Annotated in this window: 26 protein-coding genes; 16 read left to right on the plus strand and 10 right to left on the minus strand. The window is 62.7% G+C overall.

All coding sequences use genetic code 11. The features are described 5' to 3' along the window. Window positions 1-180 precede the first annotated feature (180 nt). On the plus strand, window positions 181-846 hold the full coding sequence (locus Q0V31_RS07470) for a TetR/AcrR family transcriptional regulator (protein ID WP_298186341.1): 666 nt from the start codon (window positions 181-183) through the stop codon (window positions 844-846). Between the two features lie 107 nt (window positions 847-953). On the opposite strand, the gene Q0V31_RS07475 is transcribed toward Q0V31_RS07470, so the two are convergent. The 4 genes from Q0V31_RS07475 to Q0V31_RS07490 are packed head-to-tail and all read right to left on the minus strand — an operon-like array spanning window position 954 to window position 5,391. Then, entirely contained in the window at window positions 954-1,949 is a 996-nt protein-coding gene (locus Q0V31_RS07475; RefSeq protein WP_298186343.1) for a hydrolase, read from the minus strand. 4 nt (window positions 1,950-1,953) lie between these two features. Next, window positions 1,954-2,556 carry a 16S rRNA (guanine(966)-N(2))-methyltransferase RsmD gene (gene rsmD / locus Q0V31_RS07480; RefSeq protein WP_298186346.1) on the minus strand — a complete coding sequence of 201 codons (603 nt, stop codon included), beginning with the start codon at window positions 2,554-2,556 and terminating at the stop codon, window positions 1,954-1,956. After that, window positions 2,556-4,043, minus strand: a complete 1,488-nt coding sequence (locus Q0V31_RS07485) for a pitrilysin family protein (protein WP_298186348.1) — start codon at window positions 4,041-4,043, stop codon at window positions 2,556-2,558. Before Q0V31_RS07485 ends, rsmD begins: the two co-directional genes overlap by 1 nt. Beyond that, window positions 4,036-5,391 carry a pitrilysin family protein gene (locus Q0V31_RS07490; RefSeq protein WP_298186350.1) on the minus strand — a complete coding sequence of 452 codons (1,356 nt, stop codon included), beginning with the start codon at window positions 5,389-5,391 and terminating at the stop codon, window positions 4,036-4,038. The genes Q0V31_RS07485 and Q0V31_RS07490 overlap by 8 nt, the downstream gene beginning before the upstream one ends. Window positions 5,392-5,597: 206 nt before the next feature. On the opposite strand from Q0V31_RS07490, the gene ftsY reads away from it, so the two are divergent. The 5 genes from ftsY to Q0V31_RS07515 all read left to right on the plus strand — a co-directional run bounded on the left by ftsY (window position 5,598) and on the right by Q0V31_RS07515 (window position 10,497). Then, window positions 5,598-7,097: a signal recognition particle-docking protein FtsY gene (gene ftsY / locus Q0V31_RS07495; RefSeq protein WP_298186352.1), complete on the plus strand. Its 1,500-nt coding sequence runs from the start codon at window positions 5,598-5,600 to the stop codon at window positions 7,095-7,097. A gap of 1 nt (window position 7,098) precedes the next feature. Beyond that, window positions 7,099-7,770 carry a cell division ATP-binding protein FtsE gene (gene ftsE / locus Q0V31_RS07500; RefSeq protein ID WP_298186354.1) on the plus strand — a complete coding sequence of 224 codons (672 nt, stop codon included), beginning with the start codon at window positions 7,099-7,101 and terminating at the stop codon, window positions 7,768-7,770. Next, a complete protein-coding gene (ftsX, locus tag Q0V31_RS07505) occupies window positions 7,767-8,783 on the plus strand; it encodes a permease-like cell division protein FtsX (protein ID WP_298186357.1) in 1,017 nt (338 codons plus the stop codon). Before ftsE ends, ftsX begins: the two co-directional genes overlap by 4 nt. Before the next feature lie 112 nt (window positions 8,784-8,895). After that, entirely contained in the window at window positions 8,896-9,750 is an 855-nt protein-coding gene (gene rpoH, locus Q0V31_RS07510; protein WP_298186359.1) for an RNA polymerase sigma factor RpoH, read from the plus strand. 135 nt (window positions 9,751-9,885) lie between these two features. Further along, on the plus strand, window positions 9,886-10,497 hold the full coding sequence (locus Q0V31_RS07515; protein ID WP_298186361.1) for a hypothetical protein: 612 nt from the start codon (window positions 9,886-9,888) through the stop codon (window positions 10,495-10,497). Window position 10,498: 1 nt separating this feature from the next. Here the strand turns inward: Q0V31_RS07515 and mtgA are convergent, their stop codons facing one another. Both mtgA and Q0V31_RS07525 read right to left on the minus strand, forming a co-directional pair. Further along, window positions 10,499-11,239 carry a monofunctional biosynthetic peptidoglycan transglycosylase gene (mtgA, locus tag Q0V31_RS07520; protein ID WP_298186364.1) on the minus strand — a complete coding sequence of 247 codons (741 nt, stop codon included), beginning with the start codon at window positions 11,237-11,239 and terminating at the stop codon, window positions 10,499-10,501. A gap of 157 nt (window positions 11,240-11,396) precedes the next feature. Beyond that, on the minus strand, window positions 11,397-11,741 hold the full coding sequence (locus Q0V31_RS07525; protein ID WP_298186366.1) for a cupin domain-containing protein: 345 nt from the start codon (window positions 11,739-11,741) through the stop codon (window positions 11,397-11,399). 171 nt (window positions 11,742-11,912) lie between these two features. Between Q0V31_RS07525 and Q0V31_RS07530 the strand changes: the two genes are divergently transcribed. From Q0V31_RS07530 to Q0V31_RS07550, 5 genes are all read left to right on the plus strand, one after another. Beyond that, a complete protein-coding gene (locus Q0V31_RS07530; RefSeq protein ID WP_298186368.1) occupies window positions 11,913-12,299 on the plus strand; it encodes a DUF423 domain-containing protein in 387 nt (128 codons plus the stop codon). 102 nt (window positions 12,300-12,401) lie between these two features. Then, the gene (gene thiS / locus Q0V31_RS07535) at window positions 12,402-12,602 is read left to right on the plus strand and encodes a sulfur carrier protein ThiS (protein WP_298186371.1); all 201 of its coding nucleotides are present in this window, start codon (window positions 12,402-12,404) and stop codon (window positions 12,600-12,602) included. A 57-nt stretch (window positions 12,603-12,659) separates the two neighbouring features. Next, window positions 12,660-13,454: a thiazole synthase gene (locus Q0V31_RS07540; protein ID WP_298186373.1), complete on the plus strand. Its 795-nt coding sequence runs from the start codon at window positions 12,660-12,662 to the stop codon at window positions 13,452-13,454. Between the two features lie 193 nt (window positions 13,455-13,647). Then, window positions 13,648-14,367 carry a tRNA (guanosine(46)-N7)-methyltransferase TrmB gene (gene trmB / locus Q0V31_RS07545; protein WP_298186375.1) on the plus strand — a complete coding sequence of 240 codons (720 nt, stop codon included), beginning with the start codon at window positions 13,648-13,650 and terminating at the stop codon, window positions 14,365-14,367. A 181-nt stretch (window positions 14,368-14,548) separates the two neighbouring features. Further along, a complete protein-coding gene (locus tag Q0V31_RS07550) occupies window positions 14,549-15,904 on the plus strand; it encodes a DUF1329 domain-containing protein (RefSeq protein WP_298186377.1) in 1,356 nt (451 codons plus the stop codon). Between the two features lie 204 nt (window positions 15,905-16,108). Here Q0V31_RS07550 and Q0V31_RS07555 read toward each other — a convergent pair whose 3' ends face one another. The 4 genes from Q0V31_RS07555 to Q0V31_RS07570 form a co-directional block, all read right to left on the minus strand. Continuing rightward, entirely contained in the window at window positions 16,109-16,480 is a 372-nt protein-coding gene (locus tag Q0V31_RS07555) for a RidA family protein (RefSeq protein ID WP_298186379.1), read from the minus strand. A gap of 72 nt (window positions 16,481-16,552) precedes the next feature. Next, window positions 16,553-18,112, minus strand: coding sequence for a BCCT family transporter (locus Q0V31_RS07560; RefSeq protein WP_298186381.1), 1,560 nt, complete (start codon window positions 18,110-18,112; stop codon window positions 16,553-16,555). A gap of 47 nt (window positions 18,113-18,159) precedes the next feature. Continuing rightward, window positions 18,160-19,149 carry a membrane dipeptidase gene (locus Q0V31_RS07565; RefSeq protein WP_298186385.1) on the minus strand — a complete coding sequence of 330 codons (990 nt, stop codon included), beginning with the start codon at window positions 19,147-19,149 and terminating at the stop codon, window positions 18,160-18,162. A gap of 10 nt (window positions 19,150-19,159) precedes the next feature. Further along, window positions 19,160-20,602, minus strand: a complete 1,443-nt coding sequence (locus tag Q0V31_RS07570) for an aldehyde dehydrogenase family protein (RefSeq protein ID WP_298186387.1) — start codon at window positions 20,600-20,602, stop codon at window positions 19,160-19,162. Between the two features lie 93 nt (window positions 20,603-20,695). Here Q0V31_RS07570 and Q0V31_RS07575 point away from each other — a divergent pair, with 93 nt between their 5' ends. The 5 genes from Q0V31_RS07575 to zapE all read left to right on the plus strand — a co-directional run bounded on the left by Q0V31_RS07575 (window position 20,696) and on the right by zapE (window position 26,418). Further along, window positions 20,696-21,613 carry a LysR family transcriptional regulator gene (locus Q0V31_RS07575; protein WP_298186389.1) on the plus strand — a complete coding sequence of 306 codons (918 nt, stop codon included), beginning with the start codon at window positions 20,696-20,698 and terminating at the stop codon, window positions 21,611-21,613. 183 nt (window positions 21,614-21,796) lie between these two features. Further along, window positions 21,797-23,464, plus strand: coding sequence for a hypothetical protein (locus tag Q0V31_RS07580; RefSeq protein ID WP_298190947.1), 1,668 nt, complete (start codon window positions 21,797-21,799; stop codon window positions 23,462-23,464). Next, a complete protein-coding gene (locus Q0V31_RS07585; RefSeq protein ID WP_298186391.1) occupies window positions 23,464-24,210 on the plus strand; it encodes a DUF3726 domain-containing protein in 747 nt (248 codons plus the stop codon). Before Q0V31_RS07580 ends, Q0V31_RS07585 begins: the two co-directional genes overlap by 1 nt. 27 nt (window positions 24,211-24,237) lie before the next feature. Then, a complete protein-coding gene (locus Q0V31_RS07590; RefSeq protein WP_298186395.1) occupies window positions 24,238-24,972 on the plus strand; it encodes a TSUP family transporter in 735 nt (244 codons plus the stop codon). 318 nt (window positions 24,973-25,290) lie between these two features. Then, a complete protein-coding gene (zapE, locus tag Q0V31_RS07595) occupies window positions 25,291-26,418 on the plus strand; it encodes a cell division protein ZapE (RefSeq protein ID WP_298186398.1) in 1,128 nt (375 codons plus the stop codon). Window positions 26,419-26,449: the final 31 nt, after the last annotated feature.

A 26,449-nucleotide genomic window follows, 5' to 3' on the forward strand; every position in this document is an offset into this window, starting at 1 on the left:
TGCGTAAAGGTATGCTGGATTTTTAGAGCAATTGCTCTAATCTGTCAAATGGCAAGTGCGCCCAGTTGGCGGATGTATGTCGGCGAAGCGTGAGCGACTGCTCTGGCTGGGCGCTGGCTAGCCCTTTGTGCGCCTGAGCGTGTACCTTTGCCGGGCTTTTGAATCGAGAACGATCCCTCTATGTCGGCCCCACTGAAAACCCGCGAACGCATCATTCAAGAGAGCCTGGCGCTGTTCAACGCCCAAGGTGAGCGCAGCGTCAGCACCAATCACATCGCCGCACACCTGGGGATTTCACCGGGCAATCTGTATTACCACTTCCGCAATAAGCAGGCGATTATCGCCGAGCTGTTTGCCCTCTACGAAAGCCAGGTGGAGACCTTCCTGCGCCGTCCTGAAGGCCGTGCGCTGACCGTGCAGGACAAGACCTTCTATCTGGAGGCGCTGCTGGCAGCCATGTGGCATTACCGTTTCTTGCACCGCGACCTTGAGCATTTGCTGGAAAGCGATACGGAACTGGCTGGGCGTTACCGGTTGTTTTCGCAACGCTGCCTGGTGCAGGCGCAGGGCATTTATCAGGGGTTCGTCGAGGCCGGCATCTTGCTGATGGATGCGTCGCAGATCGAGGCACTAACCCTCAACAGCTGGATCATCATGACCTCCTGGGTGCGCTTTCTCTGCACCACACGCGGTAATCCCAGCGACCTCAGCGAGGAAATGCTGCGCCGTGGCATCTACCAAGTGCTGGCACTGGAAGGCGGCTACACCGCCCCGCAGGCCCGTGAAGCGGTGGAGGCGTTGTACGCCAAACTGCATGTACCGCTAGAACAGGTGATAGGGCAGTGAGCAGGGCTGCGTTGCGCTTTTGGCTGTAGGGTGGGTGTGTTTTTTTACATCCGCCGGTCGTAGAGACCGATGGGGCGGTGGTGGAAAACGCTGCGTGGTTTTCCACCCTACGGATGGGTGGCGGCCTGTTTGCTTAACCACTCAGGAATCCGCCGCTCCAGGTAGTAGCCCGGTTTGCTCAGGCTGCCTTCGACAAAACCGACATGGCCGCCGTGGGCGTGCAGTTCGAAGGTGATGCTGGCTGACAGCTCATCGGCCTCTGGCAGGCTGTGAGGAAACACGAAAGGATCGTCAGCGGCCTGGATGATCAGCGTCGGTGTTTCGATCTGGCCGAGGAAGTAGCGGCTGGAGGCGCGGCGGTAGTAGTCCTCGGCATCGGCGTAGCCGTGCAGCGGCGCGGTGATGCGGCCGTCGAAATCCCAAAAGGTGCGCATGTTATCCAGCGGGCCGAGCTGTTCCAGGGTGGACAGGCGGTCGGCCATGCCTTGGTGGGCGAACAGGCGCTGTTTGTCCTTCACGTAGGCGACCATCTCGCGCATAAAGCGGCGCTGGTAAACCCTGGAAAAGCCCATGCCGATGCGGTCCGCGCATTGGTCCAGGCGAAACGGCACCGACACCGCTACTGCGCCCTGCAATTGGCTGTCCGCGCCTGTTTCGCCGAGGTACTTGAGCAGTACATTACCGCCCAGCGAATAGCCTGCTGCGTACAACGGTGCCATCGGCCGCTGCGCGCGCAGGTGGCGCACGGTTTCCGCCAGATCTTCGCTGGCTCCCGAGTGGTAACCGCGGGGCAATAGGTTCGGCTCGCCGGAGCAGCCACGCCAGTTCAGTGCCACGCTGGCCCAGCCTTGAGCCGCCAGCGTTTGCTGCACGCCGAGGACATACAGCGAGTCGGATGAGCCGGTCAGGCCATGCAGCACCAGCACCAGCGGGGTGTCGGCTTGGTGCGGGCCGTGCCAGTCGAGGTCGAGAAAGTCGCCGTCTTCCAGCCATAAGCGTTCACGCGTGCGCTCAAGCTTGGCCGGCTGCCTGCACATCGGGTTCCACAGCGTTTGCAGGTGCGGGCCGGGCAGCCACCAGGCGGGTTTGAAGGGCGACTTCACCGCGTTATGCCGTGCGTTGCCAGAGTGCGTAATACACCTGGCCGGCTTTCTGTTCGCGGTGCAAGCGCCAGTTGCCGGGCATACCGAGGCTGGAGGGCGAGTTCTCGCTTTCCGTGTAGACCCAGGCATCGGCGGCCAGCCAGCCGTTTTGCTCCAGCAGGCTGCAGGCCGGGAGCAGCAGGTCCTGATTGAACGGGGGGTCGAGAAACACCAAGTCAAAAGGCGTAGCGGCTGGGTTTTGCAGGTAAGCCAGCGCGTCGGTTTGCTGCAGTTGGCCGTTGTCGCATTGCAGCGTCAGCAGGTGGCTGCGCAAACTGTTGACGGCCGCCGGGTTGAGGTCCAGCGCCAGGGCGCTGCCGGCACCACGCGACAGCGCTTCGAGAAACAGCGCACCGCTGCCGGCGAACAGGTCGAGCACCTTGGCCCCTTCGACATAGGGCGCCAGCCAGTTGAACAGGGTCTCGCGAACCCGGTTTGGCGTTGGTCGCAGGCCCGCCGCCATCGGGAAGTTGAACTGGCGCGAGCGCCATTGCCCGCCGATGATGCGCAGCTGGCCATCGCCACTGTGGGCGGGGTTGGCTTTGGGCGGCTTGGGTCGCTTGCTCATCAATGCTCCGGGACTGCTGAAGGTTGTTCGGCGGGGGTGTCGGTGGGCGCTGGCAGTTCTTTCTGTTCCACGCTCGGACCGGCGGTGACGATGACCAGTGCGTCCGTATCCAGGTGCTTGGCCATGGCGTTCTTGACTTGTTCAACAGTCAGCGCCTGGACGTCACGCATAAAGTCTTCCAGGTAGCTCAGCGGCAAGTCATAGAAACCCATGGAGCCGAGCTGGCCGACGATGGCCGCGTTGCTCGCGGTGGACAGCGGAAAGCTGCCGGCCAGTTCGCGTTTGGCGTTGTTCAGCTCCTCGGCAGTCGGGCCGTTGGCGATGAACTCGCTGAGCATGCTTTTCACCAGTTGCAGGGTGCCGTCACTGAGTTCGGCGCGGGTCTGCAGGTTGATCATAAACGGCCCACGCGCCTGCATGGCGCTGAAGCCCGAGTAGACGCCATAAGTCAGGCCACGCTTTTCGCGCACCTCGGTCATCAGACGGGTGCCGAAGCCACCGCCGCCGAAAACCTGATTGCCCAGGTAAAGCGCAGCGTAGTCCGGGTCGCGGCGATCAATGCCGAGCTGGGCGATCATCAGGTGGGTCTGATTCGACGGGAACTCGATATGCTGCAAACCGGCTTTCGGCTCTTCAGGCTGAGTGATACGTGGTAGCGCCGGACCTTTTGGCAGCGCGGCGGACACCTCGCTGGTCAGGGCCTCGGCCTCGCTGCGCGAGAGGTCGCCGACCAGTGCGATGATCGCGTTGTTCGCCGTGTAGGCCTTGGCGTGGAAGGCTTGCAGCTGCTCACGGCTGATCGCAGGGATCGACTCGGCGTTGCCGTCGCTAGGGTGGGCGTATGGGTGGCTGCCGTACAACCGCTCGAACAGGGCCAGGCTGGCCAGCTTGCCGGGGTTTTGTTTCTGGTACTCGAAGCCCGCCAGCAGCTGATTCTTGATCCGCGCCAGCGCGTCCTCGGGGAAGGTCGGCTGGCCAAGCACCTGATTGAACAGCTGCAGTGCCGGTTCGCGTTGCTCGGCGGCACTCAGGCTGCGCAGGCTGGCGATGGCCATATCGCGGTAAGCACCGTTGCCGAAGTTGGCGCCGAGGTTCTCAAAGCCGGCGGCAATCGCGCCGACATCCTTGCCGGGTACGCCTTCATTGAGCATGGCGTTGGTCAGCATGGCCAAGCCGGCGACGCCATCGTCGTGGCTGCTGCCGGCGGCAAACGTCAGCTGCAGGTCGAACATCGGTAGCTCGCGGGCCTCGACGAACAGCACCTTGGCGCCTTCGGCGGTTTGCCAGGTCTGGATAGCCAGGTCGCGGCGGCTCGGCGCTTGATCGCCGAGGGCGGCGAGGGATTCGATGCTGTGCGATTCGCCTGCCGGTGCAGGGGCTTGGGCTTGGTGGTTATCCGTGCTGTTGACCACCAAAGCCAGCAGCGCTAGCAATATCAGTAGCGCCAGGCCGAGCAGGCCGTAACGTAGGCCGTTGCGCTCACTCATTGCCCTTCTCCTCAGGTAAAACATGGGCGACGCTCAGGCGGTCGCGGGTAAAGAAGGTGCTGGCGGCTTGTTGAATGTCCGCTGGGGTCACGGCCTCCAGCTCAGCCAGCTCCTGATCGATCAGCTTCCACGACAGGCCGACAGTTTCCAGTTGGCCGATGGCGGTGGCCTGGCTGGTGATCGAGTCGCGCTCGTAGACCAGCCCGGCGATCACTTGCGCACGCACGCGGGCCAGCTCCTCAGCGCTTGGCGGGTTGCTCTGCAGGTCGTGCAGCTCGCGCCACAGGCCCGCTTCGACCTGCTCCAGGGTTTTGCCGGTCTGTACGTTGGGCGTGGCCGAGAGGATGAACAGGCTATCGCCACGGGAGAAACCGTCGTACCAGGCCGAGGCGCCGGACACCAACTCCTCGCCACGTTCCAGGCGCGTCGGCAGGCGGGCGCTGTAACCACCATCGAGCAGCGCGGCGGCCAGGCGTAGGGCGTGCACTTGGCGCGGCTGTTCAGCGGTGGCCAGGCCGGGCACGTTGAAGCCCATCATCAGGCTGGGTAACTGGGTTTTCAGGTGCAGGGTGAGACGTCGCTCGCCGGGGGCCGCCAGCTCACGCGGCGCTTTGGCGGTGGGCACCGTGCGCTTGGGGATCGCGCCGAAATAACGCTCGGCGAGGGTCTTCACTTCGCTGGCGCTGACGTCGCCGACCACTACCAGGGTGGCGTTGTTCGGCGCGTACCAGGCCTCGTACCAGGCGCGCAGTTCCTCGACGGTCATGCGTTCAAGGTCGGCCATCCAGCCGATGGTCGGCGTGTGGTAGCCACTGGCGGGGTAGGCCATGGCCTTGAAGCGCTCGTAGGCCAGGCTCGACGGTTTATCGTCGGTGCGCAGGCGGCGCTCCTCCTTGATTACCTCGATCTCCTTGGCGAACTCATCGGCCGGCAGCTTGAGGCTGGCCAGACGGTCGGCCTCCAGCTCCAGGGCGATGGCCAGGCGGTCGCGGGCCAGTACTTGGTAATAGGCGGTGTAGTCGTCGCTGGTGAAGGCGTTTTCTTCCGCGCCAAGCTCGCGCAGGATGCGTGACGCGTCGCCAGGGCCGAGTTTACGGCTGCCCTTGAACATCATGTGCTCGAGGGCGTGGGACAGGCCGGTCTGACCCGGCGTCTCGTAACTGGAGCCGACCTTGTACCAGAGCTGGCTGACCACCACCGGTGCGCGATGGTCTTCGCGCACGACGACCTTGAGGCCGTTATCCAGGCTAAATTCGTGGGTTGGCTGCGGCGCGGCGGCAAATGCCAGCAGCGGTGTACAGAGCACACTGAGCAATAAAGCTGCAGTGCGTTGGGCAATCATAGGCATAGATTTTCGACCTGTCGGACGGGCCCGCTTGGATTTAGCGTCAGCGGGCGCGGAGGTGCTAGGATACGCATCCGTTTTACTGGCGACCACGCCTGCTAAGGCATCTGATTGTTACTGCGTGCACTCTTCAGCTTTTTACTGTTGCGTGAGTAATGCTTTTCAGAGCCTTTGCCCCGCGCGTCGCACCTTTGAGATAGCCGTCCTCCATGTTTGGTTCCAACGACGATAAGAACAAGCCCGCGCCCTCTGCGCCGGCCTCTGCCGAGAAGCCTGCGGAGAAAAAAGACCTGTTTGGCTGGCTGCGCAAAAAGCCGCAAACGCCGGCCATCCCTGAGCCGCAGCCCGCGCCCGCCAGCGAGCAGCCTGCTGCGCCGGTCGCTCCCGAGGTGACTGCGCCTGTCCCCGTTGAACCGGCCAGGGAAACCCCGCCGACCGAGGTGAAATCGCTCGACCCGGCTGTGGCTGAGCCGCAGCCTGCTCCGGTTGCTCCGGTTGCTCCGGTTGAGCACGCTGCGCCAACGCCAACGCCAACGCCAACGCCAACGCCAACGCCAACGCCAACGCCAACGCCAACGCCAGAGGCCGTGCAACCTGAGCCTGGTGCTGCGGCTCAGCCACCGCGCCCATCGCGGTTCCGCATCAATGCCGGCAGCGAAGTGCTGCATGCGCATGTTGAACAGCCCGTGGCGGTTGAGCCAGTCGTTGAGCCGCCCGTCCCTGTGCCGGCTCCGCTGGTTGAGCCGGTCAAGGCGGAGGCCCCGGCCAAAAGCAACGAAGAAAGCCGTGCAGGTTTTCTCGAGCGTCTCAAGCAAGGCCTGTCGAAAACCAGTGCCAGCCTTGGCGAAGGCATGGCCAGCCTGTTTCTGGGCAAGAAGGCCATTGATGACGACCTGCTGGAAGACTTGGAAACTCGCCTGCTGACCGCTGACGTGGGCGTTGAGGCCACCACGGCGATCATCGGCAACCTGACCAAGCGTGTCGCGCGTAAGGAGCTGGCCGACAGCGGTGCGCTGTACAAGGCCTTGCAGGACGAACTGAGCGCGCTGCTCAAACCGGTCGAGCAGCCGCTGAAGATTGATAGCAGCAAGCAGCCCTATGTGATTCTGGTGGTCGGCGTGAATGGCGCAGGCAAGACCACCACCATCGGCAAGCTGGCGAAGAAGCTGCAGCAGGATGGCAAGAAAGTCATGCTCGCCGCCGGCGACACCTTCCGCGCCGCCGCCGTCGAGCAGCTGCAGGTGTGGGGCGAGCGCAACCAGATTGCGGTGATCGCTCAGCACACCGGCGCCGATTCCGCCTCGGTGATCTTCGATGCGGTGCAAGCAGCCAAGTCGCGCGGCATGGACGTGCTGATCGCCGACACCGCTGGACGTCTGCACACCAAAGACAACCTGATGGAAGAGTTGAAGAAAGTCCGCCGGGTGATCGGCAAGCTGGATGACACTGCGCCGCATGAAGTGCTGCTGGTGCTGGATGCCGGCACCGGGCAGAACGCGATCAACCAGGCCAAACAGTTCCACCAGACCATCAACCTGACGGGCCTGGCGCTGACCAAGCTGGACGGCACCGCCAAGGGTGGGGTGATCTTCGCCCTGGCCAAGCAGTTTGCCTTGCCGATTCGCTATATCGGCGTCGGTGAGGGCATCGACGACCTGCGTACCTTCGAGGCCGAAGCCTTCGTTCAGGCGCTGTTCGCGGAGAAATAGGATGATCAAATTCGAGCAGGTCGGTAAGCGCTACCCCAACGGCCACGTCGGGCTGCACGAACTGAGTTTCCATGTGCGCCGTGGCGAGTTCCTCTTCGTTACCGGCCATTCCGGGGCCGGCAAGAGCACCTTGTTGCGCCTACTCCTGGCCATGGAACGGCCGAGCAGCGGCAAGTTGCTGCTGGCCGGGCAGGACTTGTCGCACATCACCAATGCGCAGATTCCCTTCCTGCGTCGGCAAATCGGCGTGGTGTTCCAGAATCACCAGCTGCTGTTCGACCGCAGCGTGTTCGACAACGTCGCGCTGCCGCTGCAGATTCTTGGCCTGGCCAAGGATGAGATCGGCAGCCGCGTGCGCACGGCGCTGGAGCGCGTCTCCCTGGCTGACAAGGCCGAGCAGTTCCCCGGCGACCTGTCCACCGGTCAGCAGCAGCGGGTCGGTATCGCCCGCGCCGTGGTGCACCGTCCGGCCCTGCTGCTGGCGGATGAGCCCACCGGTAACCTTGACCCGCGTCTGGCCGCAGAAATCATGGGTGTGTTTGAAGACATCAACCGTCTGGGCACCACCGTGCTGATTGCCAGTCACGACCTGGCGCTGATTGCCCGCATGCGCCACCGCATGTTGACCCTGCAGCGCGGGCGTTTGATTGGTGATGGGGAGGCTTTCGTATGAGCGCCACACGCATGCCGCCTCCGCAACCGGCGCAGCGCGTCGGCGCGGCCGCGAAAAAAACCGAGTCGCCGACCCCGGACGACGGCCCAAGCTTTTCCCACCAATTGCATGCCTGGCTGGAAAGCCACCGTGCCAGTTTGGTCGACAGCCTGCGCCGGTTGGGCAAGCAGCCGATCGGCAGCTTCTTTACCTGCCTGGTAATGGCCGTGGCTCTGAGCCTGCCCATGGGCCTGGCGTTGCTGTTGGACAACGTCGAGCGTCTCGGCGGCTCCTGGCAGCGTGCGGCGCAGATCTCCCTGTTCCTGCAGATCGATGCCAGTGAGTCTCAGGGTCAGGCGCTGCGCGAGCAGATCGCCGCCATGGATGACGTGGCCGAGGCCGAGTGGATCAGTCGTGAGCAGGCGCTGGCGGAATTCCAGCAGCAGTCGGGTCTCGGTGAGGCGCTGAAAGAGTTGCCGGATAACCCGCTGCCGGGGGTGATTGTGGTCACCCCGAAGGAAGTCGACAAAATTGCCCTGGAAGCCTTGCGTCTGCGTCTGGCTGAGCTGCAGCAGGTGCAGCAGGCGCAGTTGGATCTGCTCTGGGTCGAGCGTTTGAGCGCCATGCTCAAGCTCGGCGAGCGCTTTGTCTTTGGCCTGACCCTGCTGCTGGTCATGGCGTTGCTATTGGTGATCGGTAACACCATTCGCCTGCACATCGAGAATCGTCGCACCGAGATCGAAGTGATCAAGCTAGTCGGTGGCACCGACAGTTATGTACGCCGGCCCTTCCTCTATATGGGCACGCTCTACGGTTTCGGTGCCGGGTTACTGGCCTGGTTGCTGCTGGCCTACGGCCTGGGTTGGCTGAATGATGCCGTGGTGCGCCTAGCGGGTTTGTACGGCAGCGACTTTGCCCTGGATGGCGTGCCGATGGCCGATGGTCTATCACTGCTGCTCGGCGCGGTACTGTTGGGCTATATTGGCGCCTGGCTGGCTGTCGCGCGCCACTTGAATGAACTGTCGCCTAGGTAGTAAGTTATTGTTTTGCTTGATGTTGACTATGTGTAAGGGAACTTGTAGGTGCGCCCAAAGTCCCATTGAGCAGTGCTAGACTGCGTCACGATTTGTTAGTCGGAGGATCCAAATGTCCACTTCTTTGCAACCTGTTCATGCTTTGGTTCCGGGTGCCAACCTGGAAGCATACGTGCATGCGGTAAACGGCATCCCGCTGTTGACCCCCGAGCAGGAGCGTGAGCTGGCGGAAAATCTTTTCTACAAACAAGACCTCGAAGCTGCCCGGCAAATGGTCTTGGCTCACCTGCGTTTTGTTGTGCATATCGCCCGCAGCTACTCCGGTTATGGCCTGGCCCAGGCTGACCTGATCCAGGAAGGCAACGTCGGCCTGATGAAGGCGGTCAAGCGCTTCAACCCGGAGATGGGAGTGCGCCTAGTGTCCTTCGCCGTGCACTGGATTCGCGCCGAGATTCACGAATTCATCCTGCGTAACTGGCGCATTGTTAAAGTCGCCACCACCAAGGCGCAGCGCAAGTTGTTCTTCAATCTGCGCAGCCAGAAGAAGCGTCTGGCCTGGCTGAACAACGATGAAGTGCACGCCGTGGCTGAAAGCCTCGGGGTTGAGCCACGGGAAGTGCGCGAGATGGAAAGCCGCTTGACTGGCCACGACATGGCCTTCGACCCGGCCGCCGAAGCCGACGACGAAAGTGCCTTCAAGTCGCCGGCCAACTACTTGGAAGACCACCGCTACGACCCGGCGCGGCAGTTGGAAGACTCCGATTGGAGCGACAGCTCCAGCGCCAATCTGCACGAGGCGCTGGACGGTCTGGATGAGCGCAGCCGTGACATCCTTTACCAGCGCTGGCTGGCGGAAGAGAAAGCCACGCTGCATGACCTGGCCGCCAAGTACAACGTATCGGCCGAGCGCATCCGTCAGCTGGAAAAAAACGCGATGAACAAGCTCAAAGGTTCGATCGCCGCGTAAATCGCGTTACTGTCAGAAGCCGCACCTAGGTGCGGCTTTTTTATGGCCTGCCATCCCTGGCGGCCACCCTTCGGGCCGTCGCTATGCGACGTTAAAAATCGCTCCCGGCGATTTTTTATGGTCAAGGAAAACTCAATGAAATTCCCCCCATTGCGGCCGTTGCATTGGCTGATCGTTACCGTGGTTGCTGCTTTATTTTTTGCCTGGGGCGCGTGGTTGATGCGCCCGCAGCCGGCCGCGCAACCTTTGCCCTGGCTTGCGCAATGGCAAGCCGAGGTGCTTGCGCCGCTTGCCGATGACCGGCTCAGCGTGGTGCACCTGCGCGATGCCCTGGAGGGCGAGTTGTGGCTGCAGCCCAATCTGGATGGCGCGCGCCTGCTGTATCGCGGCGAACTGCAGGATGCGGATGGCAATTGGTCGCTGGAGGCGGAAGTGGGTCTGCAGAACGCTGAGCGCGACAGCTTGCTCGCGGCGGCGGGGCTGAAGCCTGCGGATAAAGAGCAGCCTCTCGGCAGTCAGCTGCTGGTGTCCCTGGCCAATCGTCCGATTGTTGCGCTGACCCTGTTACCGCCAGCGCCGCTGGATGCGGCGCGGCTAGCGGCGAGCATCGGCCAGCCGCGCCTGACCCTAGAGCTGGCGGAAGGTCAGGCCTGGGTGTATCCCGAGTTGGGCATGACCGCGCATTTGCAGGATGAACAGCTGTATTTCCTCTATGCCGTGCCGCGGCATCTACTCAAACAGCGCTAGGTTACAGTCCGCTGGGTAGCCACTGGTTTAACCAGTCGGGGCGGTTGGGCTGCAGGCGGTTGAGGTAATGGCTGCCGCCCAGTTGCCACATCTGCTGGCGAATCCAGCTGGCGCGGCGGCTGATGCGGGCGCTGGGGCGGCTGGCGCTCCACTCGCGCGGGTTGGGCAAGACGGCCGCCAGCAAACTGCTTTGCTGGCGCGACAGGTAGGGCGCGCCGACCTTGAAGTGATGCTGCGCCGCCGCTTCGGCACCGAATACGCCATCGCCCCACTCAACGCTGTTGAGGTACACCTCAAGAATGCGCTGCTTGGACCAGAGCAGTTCAATCAGCCCGGTGAACCATACTTCAATGCCTTTGCGCAGCCAGCTACGCCCCGACCAGAGAAACAGGTTCTTCGCCACCTGCTGGCTAAGAGTGCTGGCGCCGCGCAGCGAGCCGCCTTGCTGGTTGTGTTCCAGCGCAGCCTGAATGGCCGCGACATCGAAGCCCCAGTGTTCGGCGAACTTCTGGTCTTCGCCGGCGATAACCGCCATTTTCAGGTCGTCTGGCAGTTTGCTCCAGGGTCGCCAGCTGCGCTGCAGGTCAATCGGCTGGTTGTTCAGCCAGGACTCGACTTTGCGTTCGACCATCAGCGCCGTGCCCGGTGGCGGCACCCAGCGTAGCAGTAGCACCAGTAAGGCCGAGGCGAGCATCAGCCAGAGCAGGAGTTTGAGCAGTCGACGGAAGAAGGATCGAAACATGCGAGCGGGGCCAGGCAAGGGTGCCGGGCATTATAGCGACGGGTGAGGCGGGCACGCTGCTTTGTCGAGCCGTCAGTGGTCGGCAGGTTTGCCTGCCTTGGGCGCACTGGCGTGGGGTTGCCGCCGTCAGTACCGGACGGCGACAGTGGGGCAGCGGTTAAGCGAAGACGAAATACTTGCGCACGGTTTCGACGACTTGCCAGGTCCCGCGGAAGCCCACCTCAAGGACGAAAATATCGCCCGCTCGCAGGTGAACCGGCTCTTTGCCTTCCGGGGTGAGGATGCAGTAGCCCTCTTGGAAGTGGCAGTACTCCCAGCGGTCATATTCGACTTCCCAGGTGCCTGGTGTGCAGATCCAGGTGCCCATGATTTTCTTGCCGTCCTCAGAGGTGTAGGCGTTCAGGTTCACCGTGTGCGGGTCACCGGCGACGCGTTTCCACTTACACGCATCCAGCATGGGCAGCGGCTGGGTGTCTCTGAGTACAGTAATAGAATTAGACATGATGCCTTCCATTGACAGGTAATCGGTGTGTTTGAGCGGCTACCATAGGCCAGCTCATAGGCTCGGACATGTCTGTAACCGACCTGTTATGGCCTGGATTCCGTCCGCTCATTGCGCCGTGCGTATTGCTGCAGGAACAATCTGATATCCGATCATTTGAAGGGGTTGTGCATGCTGCGAATTTATCTGCTGCTGGCCGCGCTGTTCGGCTTTAGCGGGGTTGCCTTAGGGGCTTTCGCCGCCCATGGCCTGAAAGCCCACTTGTCTGCCGAGTACCTGGCGGTGTTTCACACCGCGGTGCAGTACCAGATGATTCACGCTTTGGCGCTGTTTGGCGTCGGCCTGCTGGCCTTGCTGCGCCCGTCGCGCATGGTCAACTGCGCCGGCAGCTTATTTGCCCTCGGTATCCTGCTGTTCTCTGGCAGCCTCTACGCGCTGACCTTGAGCGGCAGCAGTGCACTGGGCCTGATCACGCCCTTGGGCGGCCTGGCATTTCTCGCAGGCTGGGCGTGCCTCGGTGCTGCAGCGTGGCGGCTTAAAGAGCGCGGCGCGCCCTGACCCATAGGTCAGAAAGCCGGGCGCGGGCGCGCCTTTAGTCTTGGTCAACGCCAGTGATCAGGCTAGAATGCCGGCCCTTTTCCCAGTTGGGGCCGAGCCGTCATGCGTATTCAGTTAAACGGTGAAACATTCGAGTTGCCCGATGGCGAAAGCGTTGCCGGGTTGATCGACCGCCTGGATCTGGCTGGCCGCCGCGTAGCGGTCGAGCTCAATCTGGATATCGTGCCGCGCAGCCAGCACCTCACCACCGCCCTGCGTGAAGGTGACCAGGTTGAAGTGGTGCATGCCATTGGTGGCGGTTAAGGCCAGCTCGCCCGCCGCCTGATCGATCACTGCCTGCCCACATCAAGAGGATTACCCATGAGCCACGCTGCCAACGACAAGCCTTTTACCCTGGCCGGCCGCACTTACCAATCGCGCCTGCTGGTCGGTACCGGCAAGTACAAGGACCTCGAAGAAACCCGTTTGGCCATCGAGGCGTCGGGTGCCGAGATCGTTACCGTGGCGGTACGCCGCACCAATATCGGGCAGAACCCCGGCGAGCCGAACCTGCTCGATGTGATCAGCCCCGAGCGCTACACCATCCTGCCGAATACCGCCGGTTGCTACGACGCTGCAGAAGCCGTGCGCACCTGCCGCCTGGCCCGTGAGCTGCTCGACGGCCATAAGCTGGTCAAGCTGGAAGTGCTGGCCGATCAGAAGACCCTGTTCCCTAACGTGATCGAAACCCTCAAGGCCGCCGAAGTGCTGGTCAAAGATGGTTTTGACGTGATGGTTTACACCAGTGACGACCCGATTATTGCCCGCGAACTGGCGGCCATGGGCTGCATCGCGGTCATGCCGTTGGCCGGTTTGATCGGCACCGGCTTGGGCATCTGCAACCCTTATAACCTGCGCATCATCCTCGAAGAAGCCACCGTGCCGGTGCTGGTCGATGCCGGCGTGGGTACCGCATCCGATGCCACCATCGCCATGGAACTGGGCTGCGAAGCCGTGTTGATGAACAGCGCAATTGCCCACGCGCAGAACCCGATTTTGATGGGTGAAGCGATGAAGCACGCGATCATTGCCGGGCGCATGGCCTACCTGGCCGGGCGCATGCCGAAGAAACTCTATGCCAGCGCCTCGTCGCCGCTGGATGGCCTGATTAAGTAAGAGCACGTATGCGATTTGCTGCGCTGCAGCCTGCGGTGTTAATCGCAGGCTGCAGCGCCAGCCCGGTCGTAATGCTCATTTACAACTCGTAAACTCTGCATCCTCGCCTGTTTTGACCCGCCGGAGGCTGTTACTAACGTAGCGCCTTGCATGGCTTAGCTGGCGAAATCGTAAAGCACTCTAAGAGCACCGCATGACTGACTTGCCACAACAGCCCGAGCCGGCTGAAGACACCTCTAAACACCGCGCGATCAAGAGTTTTGTGATGCGCGCCGGGCGTATGACCGAAGGTCAGCAGCGCGGCCTCGATCAGGGCTGGCCGAAGTTCGGCCTGCAGCTGGAAGATGGCCTGCGCGACTTCGATCAGGTGTTTGGCCGCAGCGCGCCGCGCACCTTCGAAATCGGCTTTGGCATGGGCCACTCGACCCTGGAGATGGCCGCCGCTGCGCCCGAGCAGGACTTTATCGGGGTCGAAGTGCACCGTCCGGGTGTCGGCGCGCTGCTCAACGGCCTGATGACGCAGAACCTCAGCAACATGCGTGTGTACAGCTGCGATGCCATGGAAGTGCTGCGCGACTGTGTCGCCGACGCCAGCCTGGATCGCGTGCTGCTGTTCTTCCCGGACCCATGGCACAAGGCCAAGCATAACAAGCGGCGAATCGTACAGCCGGCGTTTGCCGAGCTGGTGCGGCAGAAGCTCAAGGTTGGCGGTGTGCTGCACATGGCCACCGACTGGCAGCCCTATGCCGAGTACATGCTGGAAGTGATGAATGTCGCCCCCGGTTATCAGAACCTGGCTGAGGATGGCCAGTATGTGCCGCGCCCGACAGAGCGGCCGACCACCAAGTTCGAGCGCCGCGGCGAGCGCCTCGGGCATGGCGTATGGGACTTGAAGTTCCAGCGCATCAGCTGATCCCCCCGCGCTGAGCTAACAGCGCAGCAAGACCATAAGCCAGGGATGATTGCACTAGACCGGAATAATCCGGCGCATGCCAGGACGGCCTCCTCACCAAGACGGCACCAATAATCCGGGCAGGACTGCCTGGTCATAAAAACAGCAGCCCTGCCTCTGGCCAGGCTGCGAGGAGAACGCTGTGTTGAGAACGTTTGCAATTCTGCTGCTGGCAACCTGCGCGCTGCAGGCTCAGGCCAAGGTCGACAATGTCCAGGCCGCACGCCTTGGCCAGGACTTGACCCCGCTGGGCGGTGAACGCGCGGGCAATGCCGCCGGCACCATTCCAGCCTGGAGCGGTGGCTTGGCGCAACCGCCGGCCAACTATCAGCCGGGCATGCACCATCCGGACCCTTACAGCAGCGATGCCGCGCTGTATCAGGTCAACAGTCAGAACCTGGCGCAGTACCGGGCGCAGTACCGGGCGCAGTTGCCGGCTGGCTTGCAGGCGCTGCTGGAAAAGAACCCCGAGTACTTCCTGCGCGTGTTCCCGACCCGGCGCAGTGCCGCCGCGCCACAGCGCATATATGACGCCACGCGTTTCAACGCACAGACGGCTGAGCTGATTTCCGGCGGCAATGGGGTTGCCGGCGTGGCGGCCGGGATTCCCTTCCCGCTGCCGCAAACCGGCCAGCAAGCGATCTGGAACCACATCATGCGCTACCGCGGTGACCAGATCAGTTTCGTCACCAACCAGGCGGCGGTGCTGTCTAACGGCGCCTACAACCTGCTCAAGCTCGAGCGCGATGTGTACTTTCTGTATGGCCGTGAAGGCGTCAGCCCGCTGGACCTAGACAACACCCTGTTCTATTACAAGTACAAGGTGGTCGCGCCGTCCAAGCTGGCCGGCTCGGCACTGGTGGTGCAGGAAACCCTCGACCAGGTGCTGGCGATCCGCAAGGCCTGGCGCTTCAACCGTGGCGAGCGCCGCGTGCGCCGCTTGCCGATGCTGGCCTACGACACCCTGCAGCCAGACACCAACGGCATGGCCACCGCCGACGTGGTCGACGCCTACAACGGTGCGCCGGATCGTTATGAGTGGAACCTGGTCGGCAAGCAGGAAATGCTGGTGCCGTACAACAGCTATGCCGTGCACCAGAAGGGCATTGCCTACGACAACATCCTGCGCCGCAACACCGTCAACCCTGAGCTGTTGCGCTACGAGCTGCACCGCGTGTGGATAGTCGAGGCCGATCTGCGCAAGGGCTTTAGCCATCCGTATGCCAAGCGGCGTTTCTATCTCGACGAAGACAGCTGGCAGATCCTTGCTGTCGACTTGTATGACAAGAGCGGTGAACTGAGCGGCGTGCAGGAAAGCCACCCGATCAGCTACTACGACGTGCCGATGTTTGGCAGCACCCTGGAAACCATCTACGACTTCAAGGGCGAGCGCTACTTCGTCGATGGCCTGGATAACAACGAGCCGATGTACAACTTCAACGCCAAGCTGTCGCCACGCGATTTCACCCCGCAAGCGCTGCGTCGCGAAGGCAACTAAGCCTCGCTCGTACGAAAAAACCGCCTCTTCGCAGGCGGTTTTTTATTGGCGCGGCGGCCTTGGCTGGCGCGGACGCGGTGACAGTTAGCCGTCCTCGCTTGTGACGACTGGGCATTGCTGTCGAGATAAGGAGAGGCCCATGGCTGTGCGGGTGGCAGCGTCAGGGCTGTGGGTCCGCCGGTTGTGCCGCGCGGACACCGGGGGTTAGACGGTGGCGTACACCACCAGCTCAACCAGCATTTCTTCGCGGGCCAAGCCGGCGATGACCATGGCTGCACGGTTTGGGTAGGGCGCGCTGAAGTACTCGGCATACACCGCGTTGACCGTGGCCAGGTAGCTGCGGTCGGTGACGTAGATCAGCACCTGGGCCACGGCGTCCATGCCCAGGCCGGCGCATTCCAGGGTGTGCTTGAGGTTGTCCAGGGTCTGGCGGGTTTGCGCTTCGATGCCGCCGGCCACCACCTGGCCGGTGACGTCGATGGGGATCTGCGCGGTGTACAGGGTGCCGTTGCCGATCACCGCCCACTCCAGTGGGGCTTTAGAGGGGAACAGTTGGGTTTTCACGGCCTGCTTCATGGCGTGCTCCTAGGTGTTTGAGGGGATAAAAAACAGGGAGCCGGGATTGCCGGGCTCCCTCAAAGGTGGGGATTAAAGGCCTTGCTCGTCAGCCATGCGGCGGGCGATCTGGGGGGCATTCCACAGCGCCGGCAGCAGTACCAGAGAGACCGGCACGGCGGTGATGACGATGAACGATTGCAGTGCGCTGATACCGCCGGAGCCGATCGAGATCAGCAAGGCTGCTACCACGCCCATCATCACGCCCCAGAACACGCGGATTTCAGTACGTGGGTGGTCGGTACCGGTCATCACCATGGAGATGGTGTAGGTCATCGAGTCACCGGTGGTGGTGACGAAGATGATGGTCAGCAGCAGGAACAGCACCGACATCAGGTAGCCCAGTGGCAGCTGCGCGGTAATCGCCAGCAGTGCGCCGGGCAGGTTGAAGCCGGCAAAGGCTTCAGACACCGAGCCGGGGTTGCTCAGCTCGAAGGCCAGGCCGCTGCCGCCGACGATGGTGAACCAGAAGCAGGTAATCACCGGTGCGACGATCGCGATCACCGTCACCAGCTCACGGATGGTGCGGCCACGCGAGATGCGTGCGACAAACATCGCCATCAGCGGGCCGTAACCGAGGAACCAGCCCCAGAAGAACACCGTCCACCAGTCCAGCCAGGCCGGGTCGGCGCGGAAGGTGGCCATCGGGATGAACTTATCCAGGTAGATGCCCATGGACTGCAGGTAGGCATCGAAGATAAACGCGCTGGGGCCGAACACCAGGATGAACAGCATCAACACCACCGCCAGCACCACATTCAGCTGGCTGAGAATCTTGATCCCACGGTTGACTCCGGATGCAGCCGAAAGGGTGTAGATGCCGACCAGTATGCAGATGATGGTCAGCTGGGTGCCGTAGTTATTGCTGATGCCGAACAGCTTTTCCAGGCCGAAGCTGACCTGCAGGCCGAGGAAACCGATCGGGCCAATGGTGCCGGCGACCACGGCGATTACGCAGCAGGCGTCGATCAGGGCGCCGAACCAGCCGGTCATGACGCGCTGGCCAAACACCGGGTAGAGCAGGGTGCGCGGCTTGAGTGGCAGGCCTTTTTCGTAGTGCAGGTGCATCAGCACGATACCGCTGAGGGTGCCGAGAATTGCCCAGGCGAGAAAACCCCAGTGCATAAAGCTTTGCGCCAAGGCGTTGTAGGCCGCCTGAGGCGTGCCAGCCTCACCACCGTACAGCGGCGGCGGCGAGAGGAAGTGCGCCATCGGTTCAGCCGCCGCCCAGAACACGCCACCACCGGCGAGCAGGGTGCACATGATGATCGACAGCCAGGTGTAGGTGGGCATCTCCGGTGCGCTCATGGCACCCAGGCGCACACGGCCGGTACGGCCGATAGCCAGGAGCAGGCCGATGACGAAGGTCATTAGCAGCAGCACCTGCCAGTAGGCGCCAAACAACTTGGTCGAGGTGGCGAATGCACTGTTGACCCAATGGGTCATCAGCTCGATATCCCACAGCGCGAGGATGGCAAACAGCAGCACAGCCCCCCCGCTGATGAGGAATACCGGCATGTCGATGCTCTGCAGCAGTGTGCTTTTGCTATTTTCGGCGACCCCCAACGGGGCCGCGTGCGACTTGCTATTCATGCTGTTCTCCTGACAAGAATTTTGTACTTGTAGATTGTTCAGGAACGTTACGGGGCAGGCTTGAGGCCCTGCTCCAGGGTGTTGAGCCAGTTGAGGCCCATCACCTTGGCGGTGTCTTCGGCGCTGAAACCGCGCTGCAACAAGCCTTGGGTGATGTTCGGAAAATCGCGGCTGTCGCCGAACCAGCCGAGTGGGTTGGGCCAGTCGGCGTTGCTCGCCGAGCCTTCGCCATAGTCGACCTGCTTCGACCAGCGGCCGCTGCGCATCCACTCCAGCACCGACTGCGGCTGGTTCTGGCACAGGTCGGTGCCAATGCCGATGCGCTCAATGCCCATCAGGTCAGCTGTACGCGCGACCATGTCGCAGAACTGCGCGAGGGTGCAGTCCGAGCCGTTCTGCAGGTGGAAGGGATACAGGCTGAAACCGAGCAAACCGCCGGACTCGCCCAGCGCGCGCAGCACGTCTTCCGACTTGTTGCGCTTGGCCGCGTGGAAGAACTCCGGGTTGGCGTGGGAGATGATGATCGGTCGGCTCGACAGCTCGATCGCCTCCAGGGTGCTGCGCTCGGCGCTGTGCGACATGTCGATGAGCATGCCGACCCGGTTCATCTCGGCGATGGCCTGCTTGCCGAAGCGGGTGATGCCGCTGTCGCTGCTCTCGTAACAACCGGTGGCCAGCAGGCTTTGGTTGTTATAGGTCAGTTGCATGATCAGCAGGTTGAGCTGGCGGAACACCTCGATCAGGCCGATATCGTCCTCAATCGGTGAGCAGTTCTGCGCACCGAAGAAAATCCCCACCTTGCCCAGCTCTTTCGCCCGGCGGATGTCGGCGGCACCAGCCACCGGCATGATCAGGTCGCTGTGCTGCTCGAAGCGGCGGTTCCACTCACCGAGGCGGCTCAAGGTCTCGCGGGCATTCTCGTGGTACACCAGGGTGGCGTGAACGGCGCTGACGCCGCCCTCGCGCAGTTGGCTGAAAATCTCGCGCGACCAGTTGGAGTATTGCAGGCCGTCGATCACGATCAGGTCGTCATGCATGGCGCGATCCTCAAGCACGGATGTAGGTGGTTTTAACCACGGTGTAGAACTCGCGGGCGTACTGGCCCTGCTCGCGCGGGCCGAAGCTGGAGTTCTTACGGCCGCCGAACGGCACGTGGTAATCGGTACCGGCGGTAGGCAGGTTGATCATCACGCAGCCGGTCTTGGCGCGGCGTTTGAAGTCAGTGGCGACCTTCAGCGACTGGGTCATGATCCCGGCGGTGAGGCCGAAGTCGGTGTCGTTGAGCGTGGCCAGAGCCTCCGCGTAATCGGCAACCTTGATCACGCAGGCAATCGGGCCGAACACTTCGTCGCGGTTGATCTGCATGTCGTTGCGGGTCTCGACGAACAGCGCCGGGCGCATATAGAAGCCCTCGTACTCTTCCTCGATACGCTCGCCGCCACAGGCCAGCACCGCGCCGTCGGCCTTAGCTTGCTCGATGTAGCGCAGGTTCTGTTCCAGCTGCTTGCCGTCGATCACCGCGCCGATCTGCGTGCCTTCGCGCAGTGGGTAGCCGACCTTGAGCTGGCCCATGCGCTCGACCAGCGCCGCGACGAAGCGGTCATGCACACCGGCGGTGACGATCAGGCGCGAGGACGCGGTGCACTTCTGCCCGGTGCCGAAGAACGCGCCGTTCAGCGCACATTCCACGGCTTGCTCCAGGTCGGCGTCGTCGAGCACGATCAGGGCGTTCTTGCTGCCCATTTCCAGTTGGCAACGGACGAAGTTGGCGGCGGTGGCGGCGGCCACCTTGCGCCCGGTTTCCACCGAACCGGTGAAGCTCAGGGCTTGAATCTGCTTGGAGTGGATCAGTGCGTCGCCAACCGTGGCGCCGCTGCCCATCAGCAGGTTGAAGGTACCGGCCGGCAGGCCCTGGCGGGCGATGATTTCGGTCAGTGACCAGGCGCTGGCAGGGACCGCGTTAGCTGGCTTGAACACCACGGCGTTGCCGAAGGCCAGCGCCGGGGCAATCTTCCAGGCCGCAGTGGCCATGGGGAAGTTCCACGGGGTGATGATGGCGACCACGCCGACCGGCTCGCGGCGGGTTTCGATTTCCACGCCGGGGCGCACCGAATCGGCGGTTTCGCCCATTTGGCGCAATACTTCAGCGGCGTAGTAATGGAAAAACTGCCCGGAGCGGTAGACTTCACCCATGCCCTCGGCGAGGGTCTTGCCTTCTTCGCGGGCCAGTTGCTCGCCCAGTTCAGCTTTACGGGCGATCAGTTCATCACCGATGGCCATCAGCACCTGGTAGCGCTGCTCAAGGCCGCTCTCTTGCCACAGCGCCTGACCGGCGTGGGCAGCGGCCAGGGCCTGCTCGACCTGCTCGGCATCGGCCTGGGCATATTCGCCCAGTATGTCTGCGGTGTTTGCCGGGCTGATATTAGTCAGGCTGCGGGTAGCGGTGACCCATTCACCGTTGATGTAGTTGCGGAACGTATCAGTGGACATATGCGCCTCCTCTCAAGCTGTAGCTGAATGGTAGGCGCGCTCCGTAATAAACTAAAATTAGTAGTAAATATTGTTTGATAAGGAAAACTTACCATGCTGCCTGAGCTGAAAATCGCCCAACTGCGGCATTTCGTCTGGGTCGCCGAGTTGCAGGGTTTCCACGCAGCGGCGGAAAAGGCGCACCGCACTCAGCCGGCGATTTCCCTGTCGATCCGCGACCTGGAGGGCAAACTCGGCCAGGGTTTATTCGAGAAGCGCAATGCGCGGGCGGCGCGCCCGGAGCTGACGCCTTTCGGCGCGCAGTTCATGGTCTACGCCAAGGAACTGATCGCCCACCACGACCGCGTGGTCAATGACATGAACCTGATCGCCCAGCACAAGTCCGGGCATCTGCGCATCGCCTCGGTGCCGTCGATTGCCAGCCGCCTGCTGCCGGATATCCTCGCGCGCTTTATTGGTGATGCCACCGACCTGCACGTCAGCCTGTTTGATGACAGCTCCGAAGCGGTGCTGGCGATGGTCGAAAACCAGCAGGTGGACTTTGGCATCGCCAGTTTGTGGGAAGCCGACAGCGACATGCGCTTCACCCCCATTTGGGCCGACAGCATCGGCGTGGTTTGCCGCAAGGATCACCGCCTGGCCGGGGAAGTTGAGCTCAGCTGGCAGCAACTGCGTGGCGAGCGCCTGATCGCCAACGGCACCTCGCGCTTGCTGGCCGGCACGGCGGCGCAGGAGTTGGTGGCCGACTCACAGTTTTATATGTCCAACATGATCTCCCTGCTGGCCATGCTGGAGGCCGGCATGGGCATTACCACGCTGCCGCGTTTCGCCTTTCCTGTCGGGCATGAACAGCTGAGCTTTATTCCCCTGAGTGATCCGCTGATCAGCCGTGATATCGGTATCGTCTGCGCCGCCAACCGCTCACTGCCGGTCGCCGCCAAGGCGCTGTTTGAGTTCATTTTGCGTGATGCCGAACTCAATCCGGCGCGGGCTGATAACGATTCTGTTTGATTAAATAGGCGATCTAAATAAGTTTCACTTATCGGCTGATAGGTCGATCTGAATTGCTGTGAGGCGGGGCTTGCACCACCATCGGCGCTAGATAAAAACAATCCGCCGTACCCTGTCGAGGCCACGCCTATGAGCACTTCTTCCAGCACCGATACCAGCATCAGCGCGGGGCAGACCCTGCGGATGCGACCGCCCCACGTGGTCATGGACCTGGAACGTCTCGGCAGCCTGCACCAGAGCCGGCTGAGCTTTATGCGCAGCCTGGTGCGCAAGATCATGCGTGAGGGCTGGCAGATCGAGCCTACGCGCTTTGATCTGGACTCCGACGGCTATGGCACGGTGATCTATCGCATTCAGACCAACGCAGACCTGTTCAGCTTCGTGCTGTTCTCGCAATACCTCGATCCGGAAAAGCGCAATGACCGGGTGATCGCCAGCGAGTGGGACCTGACCATGGCGCTGTGCGAGGGCGAGGTGGACGATGACTACGTCGAGTACCTGCGCCGTAACGTGCCGCTGCAGGAAGCCGGTCGCCTGGACGCCAAGGTCATGGTGCTGTCGCGGGCCAACCGCAGCGTGCGCAACTTTGACAGCGTGGTCGCGGCTCTAAGTGCCGGCCAGCAGCCCAAGGTCGAGCAAATCGCCCAGGTTGGCTACCTCTATCGCACCACCGCGGTGTATGGCAGCGGCAAGTTGGGCATGGCCGACTGGGAGAAGGTCAGCAGCAAGCACCCGGACTTCGCCCGGCCCTTCGCCGCAGAAATGTTTAACTGCTTTATGTTGCGCAACTTCAGCCTGCAGCAGGTCGAGCACATCGCCCGCCAGCGTGCGCCGCAGACCGCTGTTGCACTGCAGCCCCAGCTCAAGCGCTACTTTGGCATCGGCAACTCCACCGGCCTGGGCATGGCTCCGTACCTGATCAACCATCCACAGCTGATCAGCCGCTGGGTCGAGATGCGTGAGCTGGCGCTGGCGCGCGTGCGTGGCCTCGGTCAGGTCACCGTTGAGCGCCTGGCCCGTCTGCACAGCCTGATTGAGCGCGGCATCCTGCATATCGAGCAAACCGTCACCGAAGACGCCTGGCAAACCGGCAATAATCGCCAGGTGCTGGAGGACTTCGCGGCCCTGCAGGACTGGCTTGCGACCGAGCCGCTGCAAAGCTGGGCAGCGTTGCTCGGCTGGGCCGAACACACGCTGAGCCTGCAGGCTCAGGAATTGCTCAATTGCATTCTGTTGGAGCTCTATCCCGAGCTGGTGGACAACCTCGAGGATCGCTTCGCTCTGACCGAGTCCCTTGAACTGCAACCGCAGATGCTTGCCAGCGAGCTGCTGAGCCTGATCGAGCAGCGCTACGCCTGGGCCTTGGCCATCGACTTCGAGGCCGAGGGTGCCGCAGAGACGTTCTGGTACCGCTCCGAAGAAAAGCAGGAGCCGCGCCTGGGCAATTGCAACCTGGAAAACGGCCGCGACAAGCAGATGCCCCTGGGCATCGGCTACCTGGCGCAGCAGTGCCATCGCCAACTGGCGGCCTACCTGACCGAGCATCCGCAGCAGTGCACGGCCAGCTTCCTCCTGCGTCATCCCGAGCAGCGCGGCATCGTGCGGCGCATGCAAAGCATGGCCAAGACCCACTATGGCGAAATTCAGGCTAACTTGCTCGATCGCGAGGTGCTGCCGATGCACCTGCTGCGCTGCAAACTGGCTTTCTTCGGGGTGAGCAAGTTCGACCCGCGCTCGCGCCTGTGGGTGCGCAACACCATGTTCCAGGGCGCACCGCTGCTGGAGGACATCGGCCAGCCGTTCGAGGACGACTGGTTTCTGCCCCTGGCGCCGACTTTGGAGGCACGCTGATGCTGATTTCGTCTAACGAACTGACCTCTCTGCTCAAGCGGGTTTTCGAAGGCATGGGCTACCCGGTCGGCTATTACGAAGATGCCGCCGGCCTGGTGAAGTGGCTGCAGGTGCATGGCGAGCAGGGCTTTGGCGAGCTGCAACGCGCCTTGCCCTTTGTCGCCGACAGCCAGCGTCCAGCCCCGCAGCTGCTTGCCGAAGAAAGCCAGGCGCTGCTGTTTGACTGCCATGGCCGCAGTGCCCTGAACTGCCTGCCGAGCATTGTTGAACTGGCCGAGACCAAGGCCCTGGAGCAGGGCTGCGTCAACGTTAAGGTGCGTAACTGCCATAACCGCAAGTTTGTCCTCAAACTGCTGGTTGACTGCGCACGCCAGGGCATTAGTGGCCTGGCCTACTGGCAGAACGGCAAGCAGCCGATCAGCGAGCATGTCGCTAGCATCGCCGCCGGTGCGACCCATCCGAGCTACAGCGAGGCCCTGCTCGGCGCTGGCAGCGTGCCCGATACCCAGACCCTGACTCTGCTGCTGAGCACGCGCATCGACTTGCTCGGCCAGTTGCATGGCAACGCTAGCCAGCGCACTGGTTACCGCCAGGTTAGCCCGGAGCAGTTTGCGCGTGCCGGTCAGGGCACTCTGGAAGGCGGCATGGATATCTCCATCGAACTCTGGCAACAGCTCAACCAGCTGGCCGAGGCGGTGCTGGTGGAAAGCTCCGAGCAATCGCGCAGCGGCGCGGGCGGCCGCTAACAGACCCGCGACGGACGGGAGTAGGCCGTGCTGGAGTACAGCGGCAGTGAGTGCCTGGCACTGTTGATCGTGCTCGGCGGCAGCCTGGTGCAAGGCTTGCTGGGCATCGGCTTCGGCCTGCTCGCCGCACCGCTGCTGTACCTGCTGGAGCCCAGCTACGTACCCGGGCCGATCCTGCTGCTGGGTTTTCTCCTGGCGTGCTGCATGCTGCTCGGCAACCACCAGGCGCTGGCCTGGCGTCGGCCGATGCCGGCGATTCTGGCGCGGTTGCCCGGCGCCTGGTGCGGCGGCCTGCTGCTCGGCTTATTGCCCGGCGCCTGGCTCGGCCTGTTGCTTGGCGCTTGCGTGCTGCTCGCCACCGCCACCAGCTACCGCTGGCTGGAAATCCGCTGCAACCCGCGCAACCTGGCATTCGCCGGCTTCTGCTCGGGGCTGATGGGCACCGCCACCTCGGTCGGTGGCCCGCCCATGGCCTTGGTCTACCAGAGTTGCAGCCGCATCAGCGCGCGCGATGAATTGGCCGCCTTCTTCCTCCTGACCACCCCGGTCTCGGTGCTGGTGCTGCTCTACCAAGGGCGCATGCCGCTGGACTACCTGTACAGCACCCTCAAACTGGCCCCCGCCGTGCTCGCCGGCTACGCCCTGGCCCGTTACCTGGACGGCCGCTTTGACAAACACAGCCCGCGCCAGCTGTTGCTGCTGCTGTCCCTGCTGGCGGCCAGTGGCCTGTTGGGGCAAAGCCTGTGGCGGTTGTTGGTGTAGCGCCACGCTTCGTGCCCGCGCTAGAGCAGGCACCACCTCGTAGGATGGCGTTGAGCGAAGCGATACCCATCAAAGCAGATCCAGCATCGTTTGATTTTTCAGTGCCTACGCCAGCGGTGGTGCGTAAGCAAATGACCGCCGCATAGATGCTGCGCCGCGAAAGGGCGATGGGTATCGCCACGCTCAACCCATCCTGCTGCTTAGGGTCTGCGCTTCGGGTCGCTCAAGGGCTAGGGCGGTCGCCAGCGTATTGCTGCGTGCCAGCCCCGGCGCTGTAATATAGCCGCCGCCATCACGGGTTGGGTTAGTTGAGGTTGTATGGAAGTGGTGTCACCCCTGGTAGCCTATCGACAGGCCATCGAGCAGCTGGGCTTCGAGTCGGATCAGGCGCAGTGGCAGGCCGCGCGGCTGCTAGAGGACTGTTATCAAGCCTTGCATCAAGCCGACAGCGCCGCGCTAACGCCGGCCGGGGTGTATCTCTGGGGGCCGGTGGGGCGCGGCAAGACCTGGCTGATGGATCAGTTCCATCGCAGCCTGCGGGTGCCGGCTCGGCGTCAGCACTTTCATCACTTTATGAGTTGGGTGCATCGGCGCTTGTTTCAGCTGACCGGCACCCCCGATCCCTTGCGGGCGTTGGCGCGCGAGCTGAGCGCAGAGGTGCGGGTGCTGTGTTTCGACGAGCTGTTCGTCAATGACATCGGCGACGCGATGATCGTCGGCCCCTTGCTGCAGGCGATGTTCGAGGCCGGCGTGGTGCTGGTCGCCACCTCCAACCAGCCGCCGCAGCAGCTGTATGCCGATGGCTTCAACCGCGAGCGCTTTCAGCCGGCGATTGCGGCGATCGAGCAGCACATGCAGGTGTTGGGCATCGATGGCGGGCAGGACCATCGCCTGCACCCCGGTGCTGCGCGTCAGCGCTATTGGGTGGCGCATCCAGAGCGGCCGAGTGGCTTGAATCAGCTGTTCGCGCAGTTGGCGGCGGGGCTGCCGGCATCCACCGAGCAGATTGTGCTGGGCCGGAGGGCGGTTAACGTGGTGCAGCGCAGCGAGCAGGTGCTCTGGTGCCGCTATGCCGAACTGTGCGAGCAACCGCTGTCGGCCCTGGATTTCATCGACTTGTGCGACCGCTTCGCCGCGATTGTGCTGAGCGAGGTGCCGAATCTGAGTGCGCAGCAACGCGTGGTGAAGATCGCCCGCGGCACCGAGGACGGTGTCGAACGGGTGGCTGCTGGTGATCGAGCGCTGCCGGCGCTGTCAGTGCATGACGACAGTGTGCGGCGCTTTATCGCCCTGGTCGATGAGTGCTACGACCGCCGCGTGCCGCTGTACCTGGAGGCCCAGGTGCCGTTGGAACAGCTGTACACCGAGGGGTATCTGGCTTTTCCCTTCCGCCGCACCCTGAGCCGTCTGCACGAGATGCAGTTACAGCGCTTCACCGACGCTTGAACGCGCCAGCGCCTGCCCCGGGCGGGCTGCT

This window comes from uncultured Pseudomonas sp. (assembly GCF_943846705.1).
GTDB lineage: Bacteria > Pseudomonadota > Gammaproteobacteria > Pseudomonadales > Pseudomonadaceae > Aquipseudomonas.